Origin of the sequence: uncultured Nostoc sp., assembly GCF_964247315.1 — a bacterium.
Taxonomy (GTDB): domain Bacteria; phylum Cyanobacteriota; class Cyanobacteriia; order Cyanobacteriales; family Nostocaceae; genus Nostoc.
Genome location: NZ_CAXTTT010000104.1, coordinates 1 through 20,241 on the forward strand (window position 1 = coordinate 1; position 20,241 = coordinate 20,241).

Below are 20,241 nucleotides of genomic sequence, written 5' to 3' on the forward strand. Positions count from 1 at the left end.
TCTCCACGCTCTCCGGCGACTGATTCCTCTTAAATTTTTGAATTTGGAATTGCTGGATAAACGGTAAGGGCACAGCATTGCTGTGCCCCTACGAACGCTTGTATTTGACGTAAGCGAGAACGGCTATAGATCGGGCGATCGCCTGTCTGAAACCCGATCCATGATTGTTGTAAAACAGCTTTATAGCTTCGTGACAGCCGATTGCTTTCATTGCTTGCGCTTCTTGCTGTAAAGTTAATCCACTATCGAACTCTTGTACCCAATGACCAATGACCAATGACAAATGACAAATGACAAATGACAAATGACAAATCATTACCGATATATTATTTTTTACAAACCCTATGGTGTCCTCAGTCAGTTTACAAAAGATGCCCCCACACATAGCACCCTAAAAGATTATATTGAGCTGTCTGATGTATATCCTGTGGGACGCTTAGACTGGGATAGTGAAGGATTGCTGCTGTTAACAAACGATGGACAATTGCAACATCGCCTCGCCCATCCGCGTTTTGGTCATAAACGTACTTACTGGGTACAGGTAGAGCGAATTCCAGATGCAGAAGCCATTAAAAGGTTGCAAACAGGTGTAGAAATTCAAGGTTATCGCACTCAACCAGCAGAAGTTAAGCTATTACCAGAAGAACCACAGTTACCCGAACGCACCCCACCGATTAGATTTCGCAAAAATATCCCGACAGCTTGGCTGGAAATGACTTTGACAGAGGGAAAAAACCGTCAAGTACGGCGCATGACTGCGGCTGTCGGGTTTCCGACTTTGCGACTGGTCAGGGTTAGCATAGCTCACCTCCAATTAGATGACTTACAATTGGGTCAATGGCGCGACCTCACCGCCTCTGAACTCGATAATTTCAGTAAATCGAAAAGTTTTCCTCCAAAAGCCGCCCAATAATAAAAAGTTGACTTGTCATTAAACAGTTGAGCGATCGCTAATAACTCCAAAGACTCAATCCGCTAGGAATTGCCCAAATTACTGAATTTCTTTATACCACGAATTACCAGCCAAGCTCCTCCAGAAGATATCAATAACAAGGGTGTTAACCAATCACCCCAACGCACATATAAAGTCTTTGTCTGTCGCCGATAAATTGTTTCAGCATGAATTTCGTAGGTATTATATCCAGACATCCATAAGGTTCTGCCATGAGGATCTACAAAAGCTGAATATCCGGTATTAGTTGCCCGTGCTGACCAGCGATCGGTTTCAATTGCCCGCATGATATCCTGTGCATGATGCTGGAATGGCATGGATGCAGTGTAATGGGCATCGTTAGAAGAACTGAGAATAAATTGCCCACCCATAGCAGCTTGACGGCGAAATTGTTCAGGAAAAGCAGATTCATAACATATACTAGCGATCGCTCGACCAAAAGGAGTGTCAAATAGCTGATTTGCTGAACCAGCAACTTGATGTGCATCCAAAGGCGACAAGCGTTGAACTAGTTTGCCTAAAATTCCTTCAAAGGGAATATATTCTCCCAAAGGTACTAATTTAGCTTTGTCGTAGCGGCTAACAATCTCACCTTTAGTATTGAAAGTAAACAAGCTAATTGTATAACTGTCTCCCCGTTCGCCAAAAGCCCCAATCCAAGCAACCACGCCTTTTTCTTTCACGGCTGCAACTAAGGCAGTTCCCAGCAAATTACGCTGGAAAATAGGTAAGGCTCCCTCTGGGGTGAGGACTGCATCTACACCTTGATTTGCTAAACTTATATACCCACTGGTGTAATTTTCTTGGGCGCGACGAAACCCTTCGGAGCTTCGTAAAAGTCGGTTTGGGATATTACCTTGAACAATCCCCACTTTCAAGGCTGCTTCTGGGGGTTGGACGAGGGGACGGCTGTACAAGATAAAACCGATGAGGTGTAAGGTAATTAATAATCCTGTGGCGATAACCCAGTATTTATTAACGAACCGCCAAGGCGCGGAGGACACAGAGAAAATCTTAGCGTCCTTGGCGTCTTGGCGGTTCGTCCATCCTTCAGCAATTAAACCATTAAAAGCAACGATCGCTGCTGTGACAGTATTAGGCCCAGAGAGTTGCCCTAAATGTACAATTACGAGATTGTGTGGGCTTTGTGTGTAAGCAAGGGAACTCCACCACAAAGGCCCCGCACTCCATAGACTCTCTAAACCGCACCAGACGGCTGTACCAATCAGTACACGTAGCCACGGTTTTTGCCCGCTCAGGCGAACCATTACAGCCGCCCAAATAGCAACAAATACCCCTCCCAATCCAGTGATAAATCCCCAGCAAAAAAGGGTGATTGCCAAACTTGGCAACCAAGGAACGCCCAACCAAGTCATCGGATGAATTCCAGTAATCCACCATAGGGCGACACCGTGATAACCGATACCCCAGAAGAAAGCAGGAGGGAATTGGTTTTTGCGTTTTGCTGAAGTGACAACTAGCACCCATAAAGGGACTAGGGCAATCCAAGCCAAGAACCATGCGCCGACAGGGGCGACGGTTAGCCCCATTAAAATGCCGCTAGCTAAGGCAATCAAGTAAGGGAGTAAGGCGATTAACCTCTCCCCCTGCTCCCCCTGCTTCTTACTCTGCTTCTTCTGCATCGCCAGCATCAGGTGGAACTATTGCCACTCCAGTAATGGCGTCGTCTTCATCTAAACGCTGCACTCTGACTCCAGTTGCCGATCGCGATTGGATAGAAATCGCATTTACCGCTTGACGGATGATAATACCGCGATTTGTCACCATCATGATTTCATCATCATCATTGTTGACAATGCGTAGGGTTGCCAACTTGTCTTTGTTTTTGCGGTTTTTGAACTTGGTTGCCATTAAACCCTGACCAGCGCGGTTTTGCAGGCGGAATTGGGCAACTGGTACGCGCTTACCATATCCTCCCATTGTAATTACCAACACCCAAGGGCCAACAATGCCATTGCTAGGTACTTCTGCGGACTCTTCATTAGTTTCGGTAATTTCGATATCTTCTGTTTCGATTGTTTCGATATCTTCTGTTTCTGCTTCTGTAACTATATCCAAAGTTTCCAGAATTGCTGCGGGGAGGATATCCATACCCACCAGTTCATCTTTATTTTTGAGTTTCATGGCTTTCACCCCACGAGTCGCCCTACTTAAAGGACGCAGTTGTTCGTGATTGCACCGGAAGTTAATCGCCATTCCGTTCCGAGAACCAATGATTACACTGTCCTCGACTCTGGCGCGTCGCACCCAGCGGAGTTGGTCGCCTTCTTCTAAGGAAATGGCAATCAAACCATTGGCGCGAATGTGACTAAAGGCTGCCAGTTCGGTTTTCTTGATATTGCCGCCCTTGGTGAGCATGACCAGATATTCTTCGTTGCTAAATTCGTCAACCGGGACAATCGAGGTGATTTTTTCCTCTTTGGGAATCGGTAGCATCTGGACAATTGGTGTCCCTCGGCTAGTACGCGAACTCGCTGGAATTTGATAAGCTCTCAGGCAATAAACAACACCACGCTCACTAAAGAATAAAATACTGTCGTGATCGCAGCAAGTCAAAAAATGCTCAATGGTATCATCATCTTTCACCTTGGCTGCGGCTTTGCCTCTGGTAGCACGGCTTTGGGCTTCAAAGGTGTTAACTGGCATCCGTTTGATGTAGCCTTGTTCTGTCACCAGAATTATCGCTTTTTCATTGGCAATTAGGTCGCGGTCATCTAATTCCCCTTCCCCTGGTAAAATCACTGTGCGGCGGGGTGTGGCAAAGCTAGTTTTTAGTTGCCCGACTTCGGTTTCAATGATTTCTAGCACTCTCTCCCGACGTGCTAAAATATCTTGCAAATCGGTAATCTTCGCTTGTAATTCCTCGTGTTCCAAACGAATTTTGTCTGCTTCTAAAGCAGTCAACCGCCGCAATTGCATCTGCAAAATCGCATCTGCTTGCACTTCCGAAAGTCCGTAAGTTGTGATTAATTCGCCTTTGGCTGTGGGCGCATCGGGAGCATGGCGAATCAAGACAATAATTGGATCTAACTGGGATAGGGCAATTAATAATCCTTGCAGGAGATGGTCGCGTTCTTCGGCTTTCCGCAGTTCGTAGCGGGTGCGTCTAGCAATGGATTCGATGCGGAAATCCAAGAAGACGGTTAAGAACTGCTTGAGGGTGAGTACTTGCGGTTCGCTATTCACCAACGCCAGCATATTCGCGCCGAAGTTGGCTTGCAGTGGCGTTTGCTTGTAAAGGTTGTTCAACACAACGCGGGGATAAGCATCACGCTTGAGTTCGATGACAACTCGCATCCCGTCGCGATCGCTTTCATCCCGGATATCTGCAATCCCTTCTAGACGCTTTTCGTTCACCATTTCGGCGATTTTTTCAATCAGCGCCGCTTTGTTGGTTTGATAGGGCAATTCGGTGATGATAATTGCTTCTCTATCTGGGCGTCCCCGTTGTTCAACGGTTTCAATGTTAGCGACACCACGCATGGTAATGGAACCACGCCCTGTAGTATAAGCTTCTCGAATGGCAGATGTTCCTAAAATCTGCGCCCCAGTCGGAAAGTCTGGGCCGTGGACATACTGCATTAATTCGATGTCGGTGATTTCTGGATTGTGGATTACTGCCACCAAAGCATCAATTAATTCCCCCAAGTTGTGCGGCGGAATGTTGGTAGCCATGCCTACAGCAATTCCAGAGGAACCGTTGAGCAATAACTGGGGAATCCGTGCTGGTAAAACTGTAGGTTCTTGCTGGGAACCGTCGAAGTTATCGGCAAAGTCTACGGTTTCATACTCAATGTCGTGGAGTAGACCAGCGCTAGTTAAAGCTTGCAAGCGGCATTCTGTGTACCGCATCGCGGCTGGCGGATCGTTGTCTACCGAACCAAAGTTACCATGCCCGTTAACTAGGGGCGATCGCATGGAAAAATCCTGCGCCATCCGCACCAAGGCATCATATACTGCCGTGTCACCGTGGGGGTGGTATTTACCCAACACTTCCCCCACCACACGGGCGCATTTCTTAAAGGGGCGATCGTGGAGCAGACCTAGCTCGTGCATTGCGTAGAGAATGCGACGATGCACAGGTTTTAGACCATCCCTGGCATCTGGCAACGCCCGACCCACTATCACGCTCATGGCGTATTCCAGATAAGACTGCGACATTTCGGTTCGCAAGTCTATCGGGATAATCCTCTCCTGTGAGGTTGTCATAACCTAAAAATCTCCAAAAATCGTAGATTTTAGCTTTTTTACTCAACAAAGCGCAAAATTATTCTAAATTGCTCTTGAATAATTGCTATAATTTGATACAATTCTATCATATATTGCTTTTTTTTACCTGGATAACTAACCCTAGTATTCAACAAATAAATAGTATAAGAAATTACAATTAAAAAGCTCTTGGTTAGTTAATGAGAGCAATGAACTAAAAGCTTGCTGAGTACAAATTTACTTAACTTGAAAGATGAGGAGGTAAATTTTAAGATAGCAATCTAAATTGGTTTTATAAGCTCTTACTTTTATAACCTTTATTTACTAAAAATTCTGAGGATCTGATGACTTTCCAAAAACTACAAATAGGTGAATACTTTCGGATACCTGGTATGAGTTCCGGTTGCGTATATAGAAAGGCTAGTAGTTCACATTGCAGCCTAAATGCTTTATTACAACCCATTCGAGCAGAAACAAAAGTTACACCGCTTACTCACGCAGAAATTACTAACTATTTTGCGCTTAAGCAAGAGTTCCTTCAAAGTCTCAGATAATAAAGGTTTTACATTTTGTTTAACACTCAAGCACAGTTTTGTCTTGGGCTGTTTTGGTAAAAGTTAAACTTACCTTTATTTTTGGCAGTAGCTACTTTAGCTGTTTAATTCAGTAGCTTCTTTCTGGGATTTAAGTTGAGATGCGATCAAAGGAACTTTAGGAGCAAGAAAAAATCCAATCAAACTGGCAAAAAGGATTGGCGTCAGGGGACTCAAGTTTGTCAGTTTTGACAGTAGTAAAGTCGTACTTATGGGTGTGCGCGTTACGGCTGCGTTGACAGCCGCCATTGTACAAATCATCGCCAGGGTAGGATCGAGTGCTGGAATTAAGACTGCTACTGCTTTACCAATGCAAGCACCAGTGAAAAATAGGGGAATGATGAATCCACCGCGCCACTCACCTGTTACTGTAATGCTAATGGCAGCCATTTTCCCAAGAGCTAGAGTTAAGAGAAAAACAGCACTAAAGTTAGCTGTCAGGACTGAATCTAACTCTTCATGTCCAAAATAACGGGTGAGGGGTAATAAAACTGCTAAACTGCCAATTCCCACTCCTGCTAGTGTTGTGCGTACATAAATGGGAATAGGAGTTGGTGCAGAGACGCCCAGACGTGAAACAGCTTGCCAAAAAGCATCGCAGCCGCGAAAAATACCGATAAAAATCCATCCCGCCACCGCCCCGATAATTCCAAACGCGATCGCGATCGCAAAATCATCAATCCTTTCTAAGTGATACTGAGGAAAATGCCAAGTGGGCGCAATTCCCAAATGTGTAATTGCTGCAAACACCAGATAGCTAGCGCAACTCGAAACAATGGCTGGCATTAAAGCTTCGTAATATTCCACAATATGCTCGTGGTGTAAAATCTCCAAAGCGAACATTGCACCGCCAAGAGGTGCGCCAAACAAGGCAGTGAAGCCAGCCGCCATTGCTGCTAAACTCATGGTTCTGAGGTCTTCACCTTGGAGTTTTAAGCGATCGGCAACCCAAGTACCAAAAGAACCTGTTACCTGTACGAGTGGTGCTTCTGGCCCAGCACTACCGCCTGCTGAGATGCTGACTAGAGAAGCAAGAATCATGGAAGGATTTTTGCGAACATCTAGGCGTCCGCCACGAAAATGAATATTATCAACAATCACAGCGATTTCACCGGGATTTCCCAAAAAATGAATTACCAGACCGATAACTAAACCGCTAAGTGGCATCACTATCAGGAGGCTAAAACCCTCAAATCGCTGGAGTTTATGAGTTAAAAACTCTAAAACATTCCAGTACAACGCTGCAAACAGACCACCAGCAGTCCCCACAACTACCCAACAAATCGTCCACCGCGAAATCATTAAGGGATTACGCTTTACCAGTCCAAAAAGTTGAGCAAATGTCCAGCGTTGAGTTTGGTTGGTAGCGGGAGGCTTGTTTGGTAACACTGCTTATTTCCTATTTGTGAAACTGAAAGTGCTGAATATTTACGCTTTTTATGGTAAGAGCTATTTAGTTTAGTGAATCATTTTTGGTCTACAAAGAGCTATGTCTCCGACGACAGGCTGTGATGTTCAACTGAGCAAATAATCACTATCGTCAACAAAGTGGACAAATCACAGAGATTGTAAAATTATTTGCAAATAATACTAACAGACTTACGCATGGGTAACGGAAAAGGAACCACAGAGTACACAGAGGTCACGGAGAAATGAGAGTTTCAGAGGGTTTTTGCATAAGTCCTAACAAAAAGACTTTTCACCCAGTCCCCAGTCCCTTGCTATATAAGTGGGTATTGACCACTCAAAAGGAATCGCATAAAAAAACCCCTAGCATTTCTACTAGGGGTGAAAAATAATACCATTTCACTTGATGTTTGTCTGAGATGACCCTGTTTGTGCCTCCGCTCTACGCAAGAGGCTGGAGTGTTTCTCAAATATTACAGTAAAAAGCGATCGGGTATAAAATTAGCCAACATTTGCCAAGAGCAGTTCTCGTTTTTCTGATTTTCGTACTTTCACTTGAGAGTCATCATCAACATCAATAAGCGCTGTGTCTCCATCTGTAATTTCACCAGACAGCATTGCTTCGGCGAGAGAATCTTCTAGAAGGCGCATAATTGCCCGACGTAATGGCCTAGCGCCGTAGCTGGGGTTATAACCTTCTTGTACCACAAGCTCTTTGAAGCGATCGCTAACTTCCAGGATAATTCCTTTTTCTGTCAAGCGATTAGCAACATCGCGAAGCATAATTTCGGCGATTTGCTTAACTTCATCCTTGGAAAGCTGGGTGAAGACGATAATCTCATCAAGACGGTTGAGGAACTCAGGACGGAAGTAAGCTTTCAATTCCTCATTTACCAAGGTGCGGATGCGGTTATAACTAGCGTCGGCTTGAGTGTCGAAGTCAAAACCTAAACCACTACCACCTTTTTCAATCACCTTGGAACCGATGTTAGAAGTCAAAATGATCAGCGTGTTCTTGAAGTCTACTTTCCGGCCTTTGGCATCGGTAAGATGACCGTCATCCAAGAGTTGCAGCAGCATATTGAATACATCGGGGTGTGCTTTTTCGATTTCATCGAATAGCAGCACTGTGTAAGGTTTCCGCCGCACGGCTTCTGTAAGTTGTCCGCCTTCGTCGTATCCCACGTAACCAGGAGGCGAACCAATTAGCTTGGCGACGGTGTGGCTTTCCATGTATTCGGACATATCTAGCCGAATCATCGAGTCTTCCGCACCAAAGAAGTAGGAAGCTAGTGCCTTAGCCAATTCTGTTTTACCAACTCCAGTAGGGCCAGAGAAGATAAAGCTAGCAATAGGACGATTGGGGTTTTTTAAGCCGACACGGGCGCGACGGATACCGCGAGATACAGCCGAAACTGCTTGCTCTTGTCCGATGAGCCGCTGATGCAGGGTGTCTTCTAGATGCAAGAGCAACTCTGACTCAGATTCAGTGAGCTTGTTGACTGGTACGCCAGTCCAAGAGGCAACGATTTGGGCGATGTCTTCTTCGTCAACTACAGTCGAGTTGACAGGTTGCTCGTTTGGTGTAAACGTTGCTTGCAGTTGTTCTGCGAGTTTTAACTCTTGGTCGCGCAGTTGTGTTGCTTTGTCAAAATCTTGGATTCTGACTGCTGCTTCTTTTTCTTTAGTAACGCCAGCGAGTTCACGCTTGAGTTCTTTATTCGGAGAACTTTGGGAGTTCCGCAGACGAACGCGAGAACCAGCTTCATCAATCAAGTCTATTGCCTTATCTGGCAAGAAGCGATCGCTAATATAGCGGTCTGATAATTCTGCTGCTGCAACAAGTGCCGCATCCAAAATTGTGACTTTGTGGTGTTGTTCGTAAGCACCGCGCAAGCCGTAGAGAATTTGTACGGTTTCCTCTACTGAGGGTTCCCCGACCTGAATTGGTTGGAAACGACGCTCTAGGGCGGCATCACGCTCAATATGCTTACGATATTCATCAAGGGTAGTTGCGCCGATGCACTGGAGTTCACCTCGTGCTAAGGCAGGTTTGAGGATGTTGGCTGCATCCAAGCCACCTTCTGTACCACCAGCACCAACCAAAGTGTGAATCTCATCAATTACCAGGATGATATTGCCTACAGTGCGGACTTCTTCCACGACTTTTTTGATGCGTTCTTCAAAATCGCCACGGAAGCGAGTTCCAGCTACCAATGATCCCATATCGAGGCTGATAACTTGCTTGTCCTGTAAGGTTTCGGGAACATCTTGGTTGATAATCCGTTGAGCTAGACCTTCTGCGATCGCAGTTTTACCAACTCCTGGTTCTCCAATCAACACTGGGTTATTCTTAGTGCGGCGACCGAGAATTTGGATTGCCCGCTCAATTTCCTTCTCGCGACCAACTACAGGGTCGAGTCTGCCTTCTTGGGCTAATTTGGTCAAATTTCTGCCAAACTCTTCCATCGTTAGCGGTTGGGTACGTTTTTGACTACCACTACCAGCAAAAGCTGGTGCATTTTCACCCAAACGGCGAACTATGGCATTGCGGACACTCTTGAAGTCAACCCCTAGATTTTGCAGCACTTTGGCGGCGACACCTTCACCAGCCTCGGTTAATCCTAAGAGTAAGTGTTCAGTGTTAATGTAATTCTGCCCTAGACTATGAGCTTCTTTAAACGATTGCTCGAAGAGGCTTTTCACCTTAGGAGTAAAAGGAATTTCTGGTGGTACAAAGCCAGAACCTCTACCAATAATTTTTTCTACCTCGCGACGTGCGTCTTTGAGGGTAACGCCTAACTCGGCTAGCACTTTAGCAGCAACCCCAGTTCCTTCTCCCATCAAACCCAGGAGAATTTGTTCAGTTCCTACGAAATTGTGTCCCAGGCGACGTGCTTCCTCCTGAGCTAACATAATTACTCTAATGGCTTCGGAAGTGAAGTGTTCAAACATAATGGGTTATTGCTCCCTCGCTGCTTGGACTTTGGGTGAGATATAAATTCACCCTCATCTAAAGTTTTTTGTATTTTCTTAATGACTAATGTAACTTTATTTAAAGTTAAGTGGCAGTGGTGAGAGCCGTAAGACATCAGGTGTACTTGCCGTCTAGTAGGAGTGCTGAGTGGAGTACGTAGAAAATCAAGAGTTGCAAAGTTGACAGTTAAGCTTTTGGTATTTGACAATTTTCTTTTGTCTGTCCTGTTTTCCACTGTCAGCTAAACTTAAAATTCAGGACTTAGCACTCTAAACTCAGGACTGACAATGATTGAAGCAACGGCCGGTAAAGACCAACAACATCCACTTTATAACCGCGATCGCCCCCTTATTGATATTTTACTCGCTCAAGAGGCGACAGACTATAACTTAGCAGAATTGGCTAGACTGCGAATGCGCTATCAAGGGTTTCCAGGGGCGAGAGACATCCAAAAAGACCTAGATAAAGTCTTGCAGCAGTGGGGTTTGACCGAAGCCCAGCTTTTTGAGAAAACTCGTCAAATTCACGATTTGGGTGGAATTTACAAAAGTCGTGGCAAGAAAGATGAACAGGATTGGAATTAGTTATGGAAAATAGGGCATTGGGAATTGGGTATTTAGTTATTCTTTCCCATTCCTAACTCCTGACTCAGCCCTGGAATGACGATCGCTAATTCTGTGCCTTTGCCTAATTCAGATGTCACTGTGAGTTGTCCACCATGTTTTTTCTATAATCTACCGGGAAGTGGCTAATCTTAAATCAGTATCTTTATTTACTGGTTTAGTAATAAATAACCAAATAGTTTTTGAAATATTAAAATAAACCTTGCGATCGCTACCTCGTTTGCAGAACGAGATGGGTTTAGACATTGTTTAGTAAAATGACTTGCACCGTTGAGGGTGTTATTGCCTATCTAATGGGGGAGAGAATGTATTTTATTACTAAGGATAGTTTTGAATTGAACCAACTCGTATTTAATATAACAGGTACTGAAGAATCAACTTTGTCAGTGATTAATCTTTCCCCTGCGACCAAGGAGTAATAATGGTTTTAAATCAATATCAACGTGCTGTAGGCGTATTTACTCATCGGATAGATGCAGAGCGGGCAATACATGAGTTGAAAGATTCTGGCTTGGCGATGGAGAAAGTATCTGTAGTTGTACAAAATTCAGATGGTAATCATGAGACTGCCGATAATGAAGTTAAAGAGAACACTGGTGATAAATCTGACGAAGGTGCAACAGTAGGAGGGCTTTCAGGGGGCGCTGTTGGTGGGTTAACTGGTTTATTAGTGGGTCTTGGAACTTTAGCAATTCCTGGAGTTGGCCCAATAATGCTGGCTGGGGCAGCAGCAACTGCTTTGGTTACAACCCTTGTTGGGGCAAGTATTGGGGCTGCCACTGGGACTTTTGCTGGTGCATTAGTTGGTTGGGGAATGTCGTCAGAGCAAGCTAGAGCATATAACGAGCGAGTAGAGGATGGACACTATTTAATAATCGTGGATTGTACATCTTTTGAAATTGCTAAAGTAGAAGAAATACTACGGCGTTGGGGTATTGAAGAGTTTGGCATTTACAAGCATCTCAACAGTGAATATGAAACTACAAATTATCTGACCACAACGACTTCTGTTACTGCCATTCCTAATAAAAGTGGGATGATGTCTAAGTATAGTGTTAGTTGCTTTAATAGCATAGAGAATGCTGAAGCGGCAATTAAGGATATGTGTATCGCAGGTTTTTCATTAAACCAGATTTCCTTAATTTGCAAAGACTTTTCTCAATTGGTTGGGTTAACAGGCATCAATTTAAGTGAACGCTTTGACGCTATGAGGTTAGGAATAGCAGATGAGTGGGCACGCTTTTACAATGAGCAAATAGAGCAAGGCAATTACATACTTATCGTTAGTGGCACAGATAATGAGCAAGATATAGCTAGCTCTATTCTGTGTAATTATGGGGTTCAAGAGTGTCAAATTTATGATCCAATGTTAATTCGTTCTTAAAAGTGCCAACAACTATCAACTAATTATCAATAAGCAATGGATTTTACAGCCTGAAAACCTTACTGTGCAAAGAATCGACACCAGTCAACAAAATTATGCGGTTTTCAAGGTTATGGCGAGTGGTGTCGATGGGCTTCAACACATTTACTTGACAGTAAAATATCTTACTTAAAATTCTCAACAGTTCGGCTTCGCTCAGGGTCAGCAGGGAGAGAAGGCGAAAGGTCAACTTGTATTGCCTCTTTCTCCGTCTCCAGTTGCCCTCGTTGCTTGCCATACTCCCGCAGCTGTTTCAACAGGTTTTCTTGGGATGAATTCGGGATAGACGGACTGGGACTTGGTTGAAGGTCGGTGTCGATATTTCCAAAATTATTAGGTGAGGGATTAATTACATAGACGGGTAGCGATTTGCCATTAAACATCGCCTGTTGGGTTGGTGCTGGTATAGGAACTAGATTCTTTGGTTTGCTCACAGCAGCTTTTACCGAATCTAGAGTAGTAGCAACCTGCACTTGTTGCTGCATCTGTTGTGTAGAAGATACTAAACCACTTAAACCATTTACCAATTGCCGCAGATTTTTACGGAAATTAGGATCGCCTGTCAATTCATCTAAATCAGATGTAATTTTTTGGGTATTTTCAAAGGTTACTCGTGCTGAATCTAAAGTTTGTTGTAGCAACACCACATTCTTGGGATCGTTTAAGGTTTTAGAAGCGTCGCGTAAATTAGCTGAGGCTTGGGCTGCATTTGCGGAAAGAGTTTCTAAATTGTTGAGTAATTCTCCTTTAGTCAATCGATTTACTGATGGTGATAAGCTACTGACTGTAACCCGCAATTGGTTGCTGGTTTCGGTGATATTGTTCAAAGCACCAACCAGCGCCGAACGATTTGTTGTCAACAGATTATCCAGGTTGTTCAGCAATCGATTTGCTTGAGTTGCAGTTGCACCAAATTTATTTACTGTTTGATTTGCGGATGCATTAAGTTGGTTTGTCGCCCGTTGCACTGAATTAGCCGTGGCAGAAAAGGTACTAAGTTGTAGTCGTAAGCTTTTGGTCAAATTTTGTAAATCTTGACTTAACTCAGTAAAACTGGATGCTGCGCCTGTGGTAGTTTCTAGAACCCTATTGATATTTCGATAAAATCTTGGATTATTGTATGCACCTGCTAGCTCAGTTGAACTGCGAATTAGTGCATCAACACTGATGCCAACCTGACCTTTTAACCGAGAGCCATTACAGACAATGAGACTGGTATCACAACTTTTTTCTAGAGGTTTAGCAAGCACAATCCCAGCAGGTAAGGTTGTTCTTGGTGTGATGTCGATAATACTTTCGCTAATTAACCCGCTTTGATTAGCTTCCACCACTACATCGCGAGGGATAATTAGGTCAGTTTGGGGAATTTCAATCTCTACATCAATGGCATTTGCCCCTGGTCGAAGTTGAGAAATAGTTCCTACCTTAACGCCACGATAGCGAACTGCTGCTCCCTTTTGCATTCCACCAGCGTTAGCAAATTCTACAATAATTTTGTATGAACGGCCGGCAGCAGTGAATCTATTTAACCACAGAAACAGCAATCCAAATACCCCTAGTCCTAGCAGGAGTAATAACCCCACAGAACCTTCTCTAAATGTTCGCCCAGAGGCGAAGCGGCTTGTCATAAGACCTCGCATTGTTTTGCCTCCACCAACAACCAATAACCAATTAGGAGTTAAAAGTTAGGAGTTAGTAACTCTTTACTCCTCATTTTTAAGTTTCTAGCCGGCGACTTTAATCGGGCCTTCAACACTTCCACTGATAAATTGTCTGATCAAGGGATGTTCTGTGTTGTATATTTCAGTAACTGTACCTTGCCACTGCACTTTACCTTCATAGAGAAATATAAGTCTATCAGATGTACGGCGGATAGTGCTGTCCTGGTGGGTAACAACGGCATAAGTACTACAAGCTCCATCTAAACATTGCAAGTGGCGGATTAAATCTTCGATTACTGTTGAAGCAATGGGATCGAGTCCGGCTGTTGGTTCGTCGTATAGTAGAACTTCTGGACTTTCACTGGGAGTGTCGGGGTTAGACATAATCGCACGGGCAAAACTCACCCGTTTTCGCATTCCCCCGGAAAGTTCGGCTGGGTAGAGGTCGCCTACTTCTGGCAAACCTACCATCTCCAATTTTTCTTTTACCAAATCTCGGATGCGCGATCGCGGCAGCTTTGAATTTTGATAAAGTAAAAATCCTACATTCTCTTCCACTGTCAGCGAATCAAATAGTGCCGCCTGCTGAAACACCATACTAATGCCAACCTGCTGGCCGCCATCCTCAATCAAACCCTCTCGCCGCACTCCTTGCACATAAATTTCTCCTTCATCGGGACTAAGTAACCCCGCTATTATTCGTAAGATAGTTGATTTCCCAGTCCCTGATGGCCCAATAATCCCCAGTGATTCTCCCCGGTAAATAGTTAAGTCTATATTGTCTAGAACTTTATGGCTACCAAAGGACTTAGAAACACCTTTCAATTCAATCAATGGTTCAGTCATTAGTTATTAGTCATTGGTCATTGGTCATTGGTCATTAGTCAGTAGAAAATAAACAAATGACTACTGAGAACTAACAAAGGACAAATATGCCAAATAGTAATTTCATAGTTATTGGTAGGACATTGTATAGTGTATTATAAGTACATAATTAGCATTCTGATTAGCAAACTTTATTTTTTTAGCATAATATTTAGTTATTTGCGATGTTTCTCGTCTTAAAATACCCTCAACGCAAGGCTGACGAAGACACCGTAGTAATTAAACATCTCAGTGATGTAAAAATAAGATTCCAGTTTTCTGTAGACATCAGTAAACTCCTTTAATAGTATTACTATACTACTTAAGGTTATAACTACTTTAGAGAAAAGTTATAGCAAAAAAAGCTCATTAAGCAGGTTGATACAAGATATAAAAATTAGATTTAATTTATAAAAATCAAAATTTTCAGACTTCTGGCTTTTTATAATAAGTCAAAAATATGTTTGTCATCCATGATTAAATATGGCTATAAAAACTCATTTTGATTCCATTACAAATGATTTAAATTAGCATAATGATTAAAATATGGGAGAGGTTAATAGCATTATTTGTCAATCTTCTAATTGGCAAGTTCACAAATTATTTACTATTATTGTAACAATAACTGTTAAAAATCAAAATCTAAATTATGAGTAGCCAATTAGAACAGTTTGCAAGTGATAATTCCTCTGGGATTTGTCCTGAAGCACTGGAATATATGATTAGGGCAAATCAAGGTAGTGTTCCAGCTTATGGAAATGATGAATGGACTCAAAAAGCAACAGATTATTTTCGAGAACTCTTTGAAATTGATTGTGAAGTATTTTTTACCTTTAACGGTACGGCCGCAAATTCTTTATCTTTAGCTGCTCTTTGCCAGTCATATCACAGCGTCATTTGTCATGAGACATCTCACATAGAAACGGATGAATGTGGCGCACCTGAATTTGCATCTAATGGCTCTAAACTGCTACTTGCTCACGGTAAAAATGGCAAATTAACATCAGATGCTATAGAGTCAGTTGTCACTAAACGCACTGATATTCATTATCCTAAACCTAAAGTTATTAGCATTACACAATCAACTGAATTAGGAACTTTATATTCTATTGAAGAACTTTTAAGTATTAAAGAAGTTGCAAACAAATATAACTTAAAGATTCACATGGATGGCGCTCGTTTTGCAAATGCAGTTGCCGCTATGAATAAAAGTCCTGCTGAAATTACTTGGAAAACTGGAGTGGATGTATTGTGCTTTTGTGGTACTAAGAATGGAATGGCATTAGGTGAAGCCATTCTTTTCTTCAACAAAGCGCTAGCAGAGGATTTTGATTATCGATGCAAGCAAGCAGGCCAGCTAGCTTCAAAAATGCGGTTTATTTCTGCTCCCTGGTTGGGTTTATTAGAAACTGGTGCTTGGCTAAAAAATGCCAGACACGCTAATCAATGTGCTGAATATTTAGAAAATCAACTATTAAACATAGAAGGCGTTGACTTGATGTTTCCTAGAGAAGCCAACGCCGTATTTGTAAAATTACCTGAAGAAGTCATTCACAGCTTAAAAGCAAAGAACTGGCAGTTTTATACATTTATTGGTGTGGGAGGAGTACGTTTTATGTGTTCTTGGAACACTACTCAATCAAGGATTGATGAATTAGTTGGTGATATTAAAAACGCAAAAAAGTAAGCGACTTAGCCTACTTGTATCATGTCCGCATAAGTTAGTTATGATTCCTATAGTCATTGCACCCCACCATTAAATCTGACTTTTCCATATCCCGTGAAAAGTCAGATCAAATATTGTTTTGGGATTAGACAAAAATTCGTAACCGCGTTTGCGATCGCAAGAGAAACACAAATTTTTCTCCCACCAGTCCAATATTGCTTGTCACCTTTAGCGCCGAATTTCAATTACTGTACCGTATATCCTGTGCTTTGTCCAGAATCCTTTATGAGCAAGCTTTTTGATACTTAACGGAAAAAGTTAAGTCTAAGAAAAAAAGGTAAGAAATCTATAAAGTGTAAAGTATTGTTGTACAAGCATTTCTTTTAAGTGCGACCTTACAACACTTTTGCTGGGTTGTACCAGTCGCAATTGGGGGAGCCAAACCAATGCTACAAAGAAGGTTATCTAATACTGGTTCGTTAGTAAACAGGTAGGCACAATTAAACCGAACTTTATAAACTTATATAAAACACCATAAACGCTTTGAATATAAGCTCTTAAGCGATTTATATCTATTAATATATTTGCATTTTTTTAGCGTCCACCTACTTATTACGCCTTTAAGCTTGGATGTAAAATTTATAAATTTTGTCAAAGTAGATTTTATAAATCAACAATATCCTTCATACTTTAAAACAGTAATCCTACGTAAAATTTAAGGAAGGGATGCCAATGACATCTCTATTACAGCGACTAAGTGCAGAACGAAATCGCAGATTTGTAGGACGTGGGCGAGAAGTGGAGCTATTTATTGATGCGATCGCATCAACAGAATTACCTTTTCACATTTTGCACGTCTTTGGCCCTGGTGGTGTGGGCAAGACAACCCTCATGCACCAGTTTTTACGGTTTTGTGAACGGTCAAAAATATCAACTATCTACGTAGAAGGACGTAATATAGAAACTGCGCCAGAATCTTTTCTTAGCACGTTGCGTTCGTTGATGGGATTGAATGAATCAGATTCTCCTTTGCAGGTGCTAGCCCAAAGACAAGAACGTAATGTAATTTTAATTGATACCTATGAAGCTATTACCCAGCTAGATGAATGGTTGCGAGAAGTATTCTTACCCCATTTGTCTGTTAATACCTTAATTGTGATTGCTGGCCGCAATCCCCCCTCATCTGGTTGGTGTAGCGATCCAGGTTGGCAAGCTTTAATGCACACCTTGCCCCTACGCAACCTTACACCAGAAGAAAGTCAAACTTATCTCACCACACGAGATATTCCCACCACACAACACCAGGCGATTCTAGATTTGACCCACGGACATCCTCTAGCATTATCTTTGGTTGCTGAGGTGTTTGCTCAGGGAAAAGAAATCTCTTTTCAAGCAGAATCTGCTCCCAATATTGTTAAAACACTGTTGTCAAGATTCATAAAAGAAGTACCAACGCCCGCACACCGGATGGCTTTAGAAGTTTGTGCGGTGATCCAGCTGACTACCGAAGCCGCACTAAATCAAATATTGACTGCGCCTCAAAATACTTTGGCTGGTGAGGCTCACTCTTTAGGGGAAATACTTGATGTTCACGATTTATTTGAGTGGTTGCGCGAATTGTCGTTTATCGAATCAGGGCAATTGGGTTTATTTCCTCACGATTTAGCACGCGAAGTTTTAATTGCTGACTTGCGTTGGCGTAATTCAGAATTCTACACGGAATTACACCACCGAGCGCGTCAATATTATACTAAACGACTAGGACAAACCCAAGGGCAAGAAAAGCATCGAGTGCTACTTGATTATATTTTTTTGCATCGGGATAACTCGGCAATTCGATCCTGTTTCACCTGGGGTGAGCAAAGTAGTTTATTGACGGACTCACTACGAGAAACTGACAAAACCGCACTGCTGGGGATGGTGGCAGAATACGAAGGCGAAGAATCAGCAAAAATAGCAGCTCACTGGTTGAAGCGCCAACCGCAGAATGTAGTAGTATTTCGTGACTTGCACTCCGAACCTGCGGGATTTGCAATGATGGTGGCATTGCAGACAGCAACTGTTGAAGATTTGAGTGCAGATCCGGGCGCTCTGGCATCTTGGCAATATCTCCAAACCCATGCACCATTACGCCCTAGCGAAGGCGCAACTATTTTTCGCTTCTGGATGGCGCGGGACACTTATCAAGCTGTTTCCCCCACCCAAAGTCTAATTTTCATTAATTTTGTGCAGTATTTTCAGAAAACACCGGGGTTAGCATACACCTTCCTACCTTGTGCCCAAGCAGATAGTTGGACAGCAATGTTAAACTACTTCGACTTAACACGACTTTCTGAAACTGATTTTACAGTTGGGGGAAGACACTATGGTGTTTATGGGCATGACTGGCGAATTGTCTCACCTGCCGCATGGCAGGAAATTTTGGCCCGAAAAGAGGTTACAACTGCGGGAGAATCTGTAGATAATACTCCAGTCGGTGAACCTCTGTTAGTTCTTAGTCAGCCAGAATTTGTGGAGGCGGTGCAGAATGCGTTACGTAACTTTAGTTGTCCCGATGCATTACAGAATAATCCCTTAGTGCGATCGCGAAGCGTACAAGAAGTGTTCTCGCGCTTAGTGTCAGAACAAGTTGCCACAAAAGCAAGTATGAGCAAGAGTCCAAAGGAGATGCAACTCTCCGAGCAGCCGGACTCTGGGCAAAGCCAACGCGTTAAGATTTTACAAAATCTGGTGAAACAAGCAGTTGAATCCTTACAATCATCCCCGCGCGATCAAAAACTCTACCGCGCTGTTTATCGAACTTATTTAAATCCCGCCCCCACGCAAGAACAAGCAGCTGAGTTATTAGATTTGCCTTTCAGTACCTATCGCCGTCATCTGAAAGCTGGGATGACGAGAGTTACAGATATTTTATGGCAAAGAAAAATTAGCTAACAGCGAAAATTCCGAGTGCAGAGTGCGAAATGATTTTGTGAGCGAGGATTTCAAAGACTCAAATTCAGCCAAAAAAGCTTTTCAGCCTGTGACAAACTAATTTCAAAGTAGCCTATTATGCACAAAGCAGTTATTAAAAAAATGAAGATATATCGTTTCATATTTTCCTCAAAATAAGATTTTCTAATTGACAGATTTTAGCTTTTTCAGTTTACGCTTTAGTATTAAGGTGCTTCCAAGAATCCCAAAGACTACTGTGCTAGCTATTGAAGAAGGTTCGGGGATAAGTGTAATATTGCCAGGGCCTGTAATGGTATTGGTAAAAGTACCAAAACTGTTATTGCTATTGTCAAATCCAGTAGTGACTAAGAAGTATTGGTTATTGGCAGTTAAGCTCAAGCCACTAAAACCAGATGTGCCTTCGTCTGGGAAAGGATCGTTCCCACTGAGTAAATTAACTAATGGGGTAGTTGGGTTGAAGCTATTTTGGTATAAGAACTGGATGCCCAGGAAGTTTTGAGAACCTACAACATTATACGAGCCTGTAGTATCGACTAAGAAAGGTTGGCTATAATAAGGGACGGCAGTACCATTACTAGAAAGTGATGTGGGTGGGTTTGTACCACTTTCAAACCCTTCCGTTTGCGGACGGTTAAAAGTTGGTGCGTTTGTTGTGTCACCAGAATATGAAATGGTGGATGCCTGAGATGGCAGGATAGCACTTACAGATAGAGCGATAGCAGCAGAGGCAATAGAGATTGAACCTCTTAGCGATTGCCAAAAATTAAATGAATACTCACGCAAACTCTTAAGCTTGGCTGTTTGTGAAAACTTGGTAGAGTGATGAGATAGATTGTTTTCTCTGGCGATGGATTCTTTAATTGCTTGTGACATTATAGTTGTTCAGGGTT

The 20,241-nt window shown here is 42.8% G+C and carries 13 protein-coding genes; 5 read left to right on the forward strand and 8 right to left on the reverse strand.

Annotated features, from left to right (window positions below; all coding sequences use genetic code 11):
* Positions 1 to 88: 88 nt before the first annotated feature.
* Positions 89 to 316 (reverse strand): hypothetical protein, encoded by a 228-nt coding sequence (locus ACFE93_RS25860; RefSeq protein ID WP_375477532.1) that lies wholly within the window; start codon positions 314 to 316, stop codon positions 89 to 91.
* Between ACFE93_RS25860 and ACFE93_RS25865 the strand changes: the two genes are divergently transcribed.
* Entirely contained in the window at positions 305 to 913 is a 609-nt protein-coding gene (locus ACFE93_RS25865) for an rRNA large subunit pseudouridine synthase E (protein WP_375477534.1), read from the forward strand. The genes ACFE93_RS25860 and ACFE93_RS25865 overlap by 12 nt on opposite strands.
* Positions 914 to 975: 62 nt before the next feature.
* Here the strand turns inward: ACFE93_RS25865 and lnt are convergent, their stop codons facing one another.
* The 4 genes from lnt to ACFE93_RS25885 form a co-directional block, all read right to left on the reverse strand.
* Positions 976 to 2,595 (reverse strand): apolipoprotein N-acyltransferase, encoded by a 1,620-nt coding sequence (gene lnt, locus ACFE93_RS25870; RefSeq protein WP_375477536.1) that lies wholly within the window; start codon positions 2,593 to 2,595, stop codon positions 976 to 978.
* A complete protein-coding gene (gene gyrA / locus ACFE93_RS25875) occupies positions 2,576 to 5,182 on the reverse strand; it encodes a DNA topoisomerase (ATP-hydrolyzing) subunit A (protein WP_375477538.1) in 2,607 nt (868 codons plus the stop codon). The genes lnt and gyrA overlap by 20 nt, the downstream gene beginning before the upstream one ends.
* Before the next feature lie 650 nt (positions 5,183 to 5,832).
* Entirely contained in the window at positions 5,833 to 7,164 is a 1,332-nt protein-coding gene (locus ACFE93_RS25880; protein WP_375477540.1) for a chloride channel protein, read from the reverse strand.
* A 519-nt stretch (positions 7,165 to 7,683) separates the two neighbouring features.
* Positions 7,684 to 10,137 carry an ATP-dependent Clp protease ATP-binding subunit gene (locus ACFE93_RS25885; protein WP_375477542.1) on the reverse strand — a complete coding sequence of 818 codons (2,454 nt, stop codon included), beginning with the start codon at positions 10,135 to 10,137 and terminating at the stop codon, positions 7,684 to 7,686.
* A 309-nt stretch (positions 10,138 to 10,446) separates the two neighbouring features.
* Here ACFE93_RS25885 and ACFE93_RS25890 point away from each other — a divergent pair, with 309 nt between their 5' ends.
* Both ACFE93_RS25890 and ACFE93_RS25895 read left to right on the forward strand, forming a co-directional pair.
* The gene (locus ACFE93_RS25890; protein WP_375477545.1) at positions 10,447 to 10,743 is read left to right on the forward strand and encodes a DUF3288 family protein; all 297 of its coding nucleotides are present in this window, start codon (positions 10,447 to 10,449) and stop codon (positions 10,741 to 10,743) included.
* A gap of 460 nt (positions 10,744 to 11,203) precedes the next feature.
* Complete coding sequence (locus ACFE93_RS25895; RefSeq protein ID WP_375477547.1) at positions 11,204 to 12,166, forward strand: hypothetical protein; 963 nt, start codon at positions 11,204 to 11,206, stop codon at positions 12,164 to 12,166.
* Between the two features lie 164 nt (positions 12,167 to 12,330).
* Here ACFE93_RS25895 and ACFE93_RS25900 read toward each other — a convergent pair whose 3' ends face one another.
* Both ACFE93_RS25900 and ACFE93_RS25905 read right to left on the reverse strand, forming a co-directional pair.
* Positions 12,331 to 13,845 (reverse strand): MlaD family protein, encoded by a 1,515-nt coding sequence (locus tag ACFE93_RS25900; RefSeq protein WP_375477549.1) that lies wholly within the window; start codon positions 13,843 to 13,845, stop codon positions 12,331 to 12,333.
* Positions 13,846 to 13,929: 84 nt separating this feature from the next.
* A complete protein-coding gene (locus tag ACFE93_RS25905) occupies positions 13,930 to 14,712 on the reverse strand; it encodes an ABC transporter ATP-binding protein (RefSeq protein ID WP_375477551.1) in 783 nt (260 codons plus the stop codon).
* A 667-nt stretch (positions 14,713 to 15,379) separates the two neighbouring features.
* On the opposite strand from ACFE93_RS25905, the gene ACFE93_RS25910 reads away from it, so the two are divergent.
* Together ACFE93_RS25910 and ACFE93_RS25915 are read left to right on the forward strand one after the other, a co-directional pair.
* Positions 15,380 to 16,417: a low specificity L-threonine aldolase gene (locus ACFE93_RS25910; RefSeq protein ID WP_375477553.1), complete on the forward strand. Its 1,038-nt coding sequence runs from the start codon at positions 15,380 to 15,382 to the stop codon at positions 16,415 to 16,417.
* 711 nt (positions 16,418 to 17,128) lie between these two features.
* Positions 17,129 to 19,330: an AAA family ATPase gene (locus tag ACFE93_RS25915; protein ID WP_375477555.1), complete on the forward strand. Its 2,202-nt coding sequence runs from the start codon at positions 17,129 to 17,131 to the stop codon at positions 19,328 to 19,330.
* Positions 19,331 to 19,513: 183 nt separating this feature from the next.
* Here the strand turns inward: ACFE93_RS25915 and ACFE93_RS25920 are convergent, their stop codons facing one another.
* Positions 19,514 to 20,224 (reverse strand): hypothetical protein, encoded by a 711-nt coding sequence (locus tag ACFE93_RS25920; protein WP_375477557.1) that lies wholly within the window; start codon positions 20,222 to 20,224, stop codon positions 19,514 to 19,516.
* Positions 20,225 to 20,241: the final 17 nt, after the last annotated feature.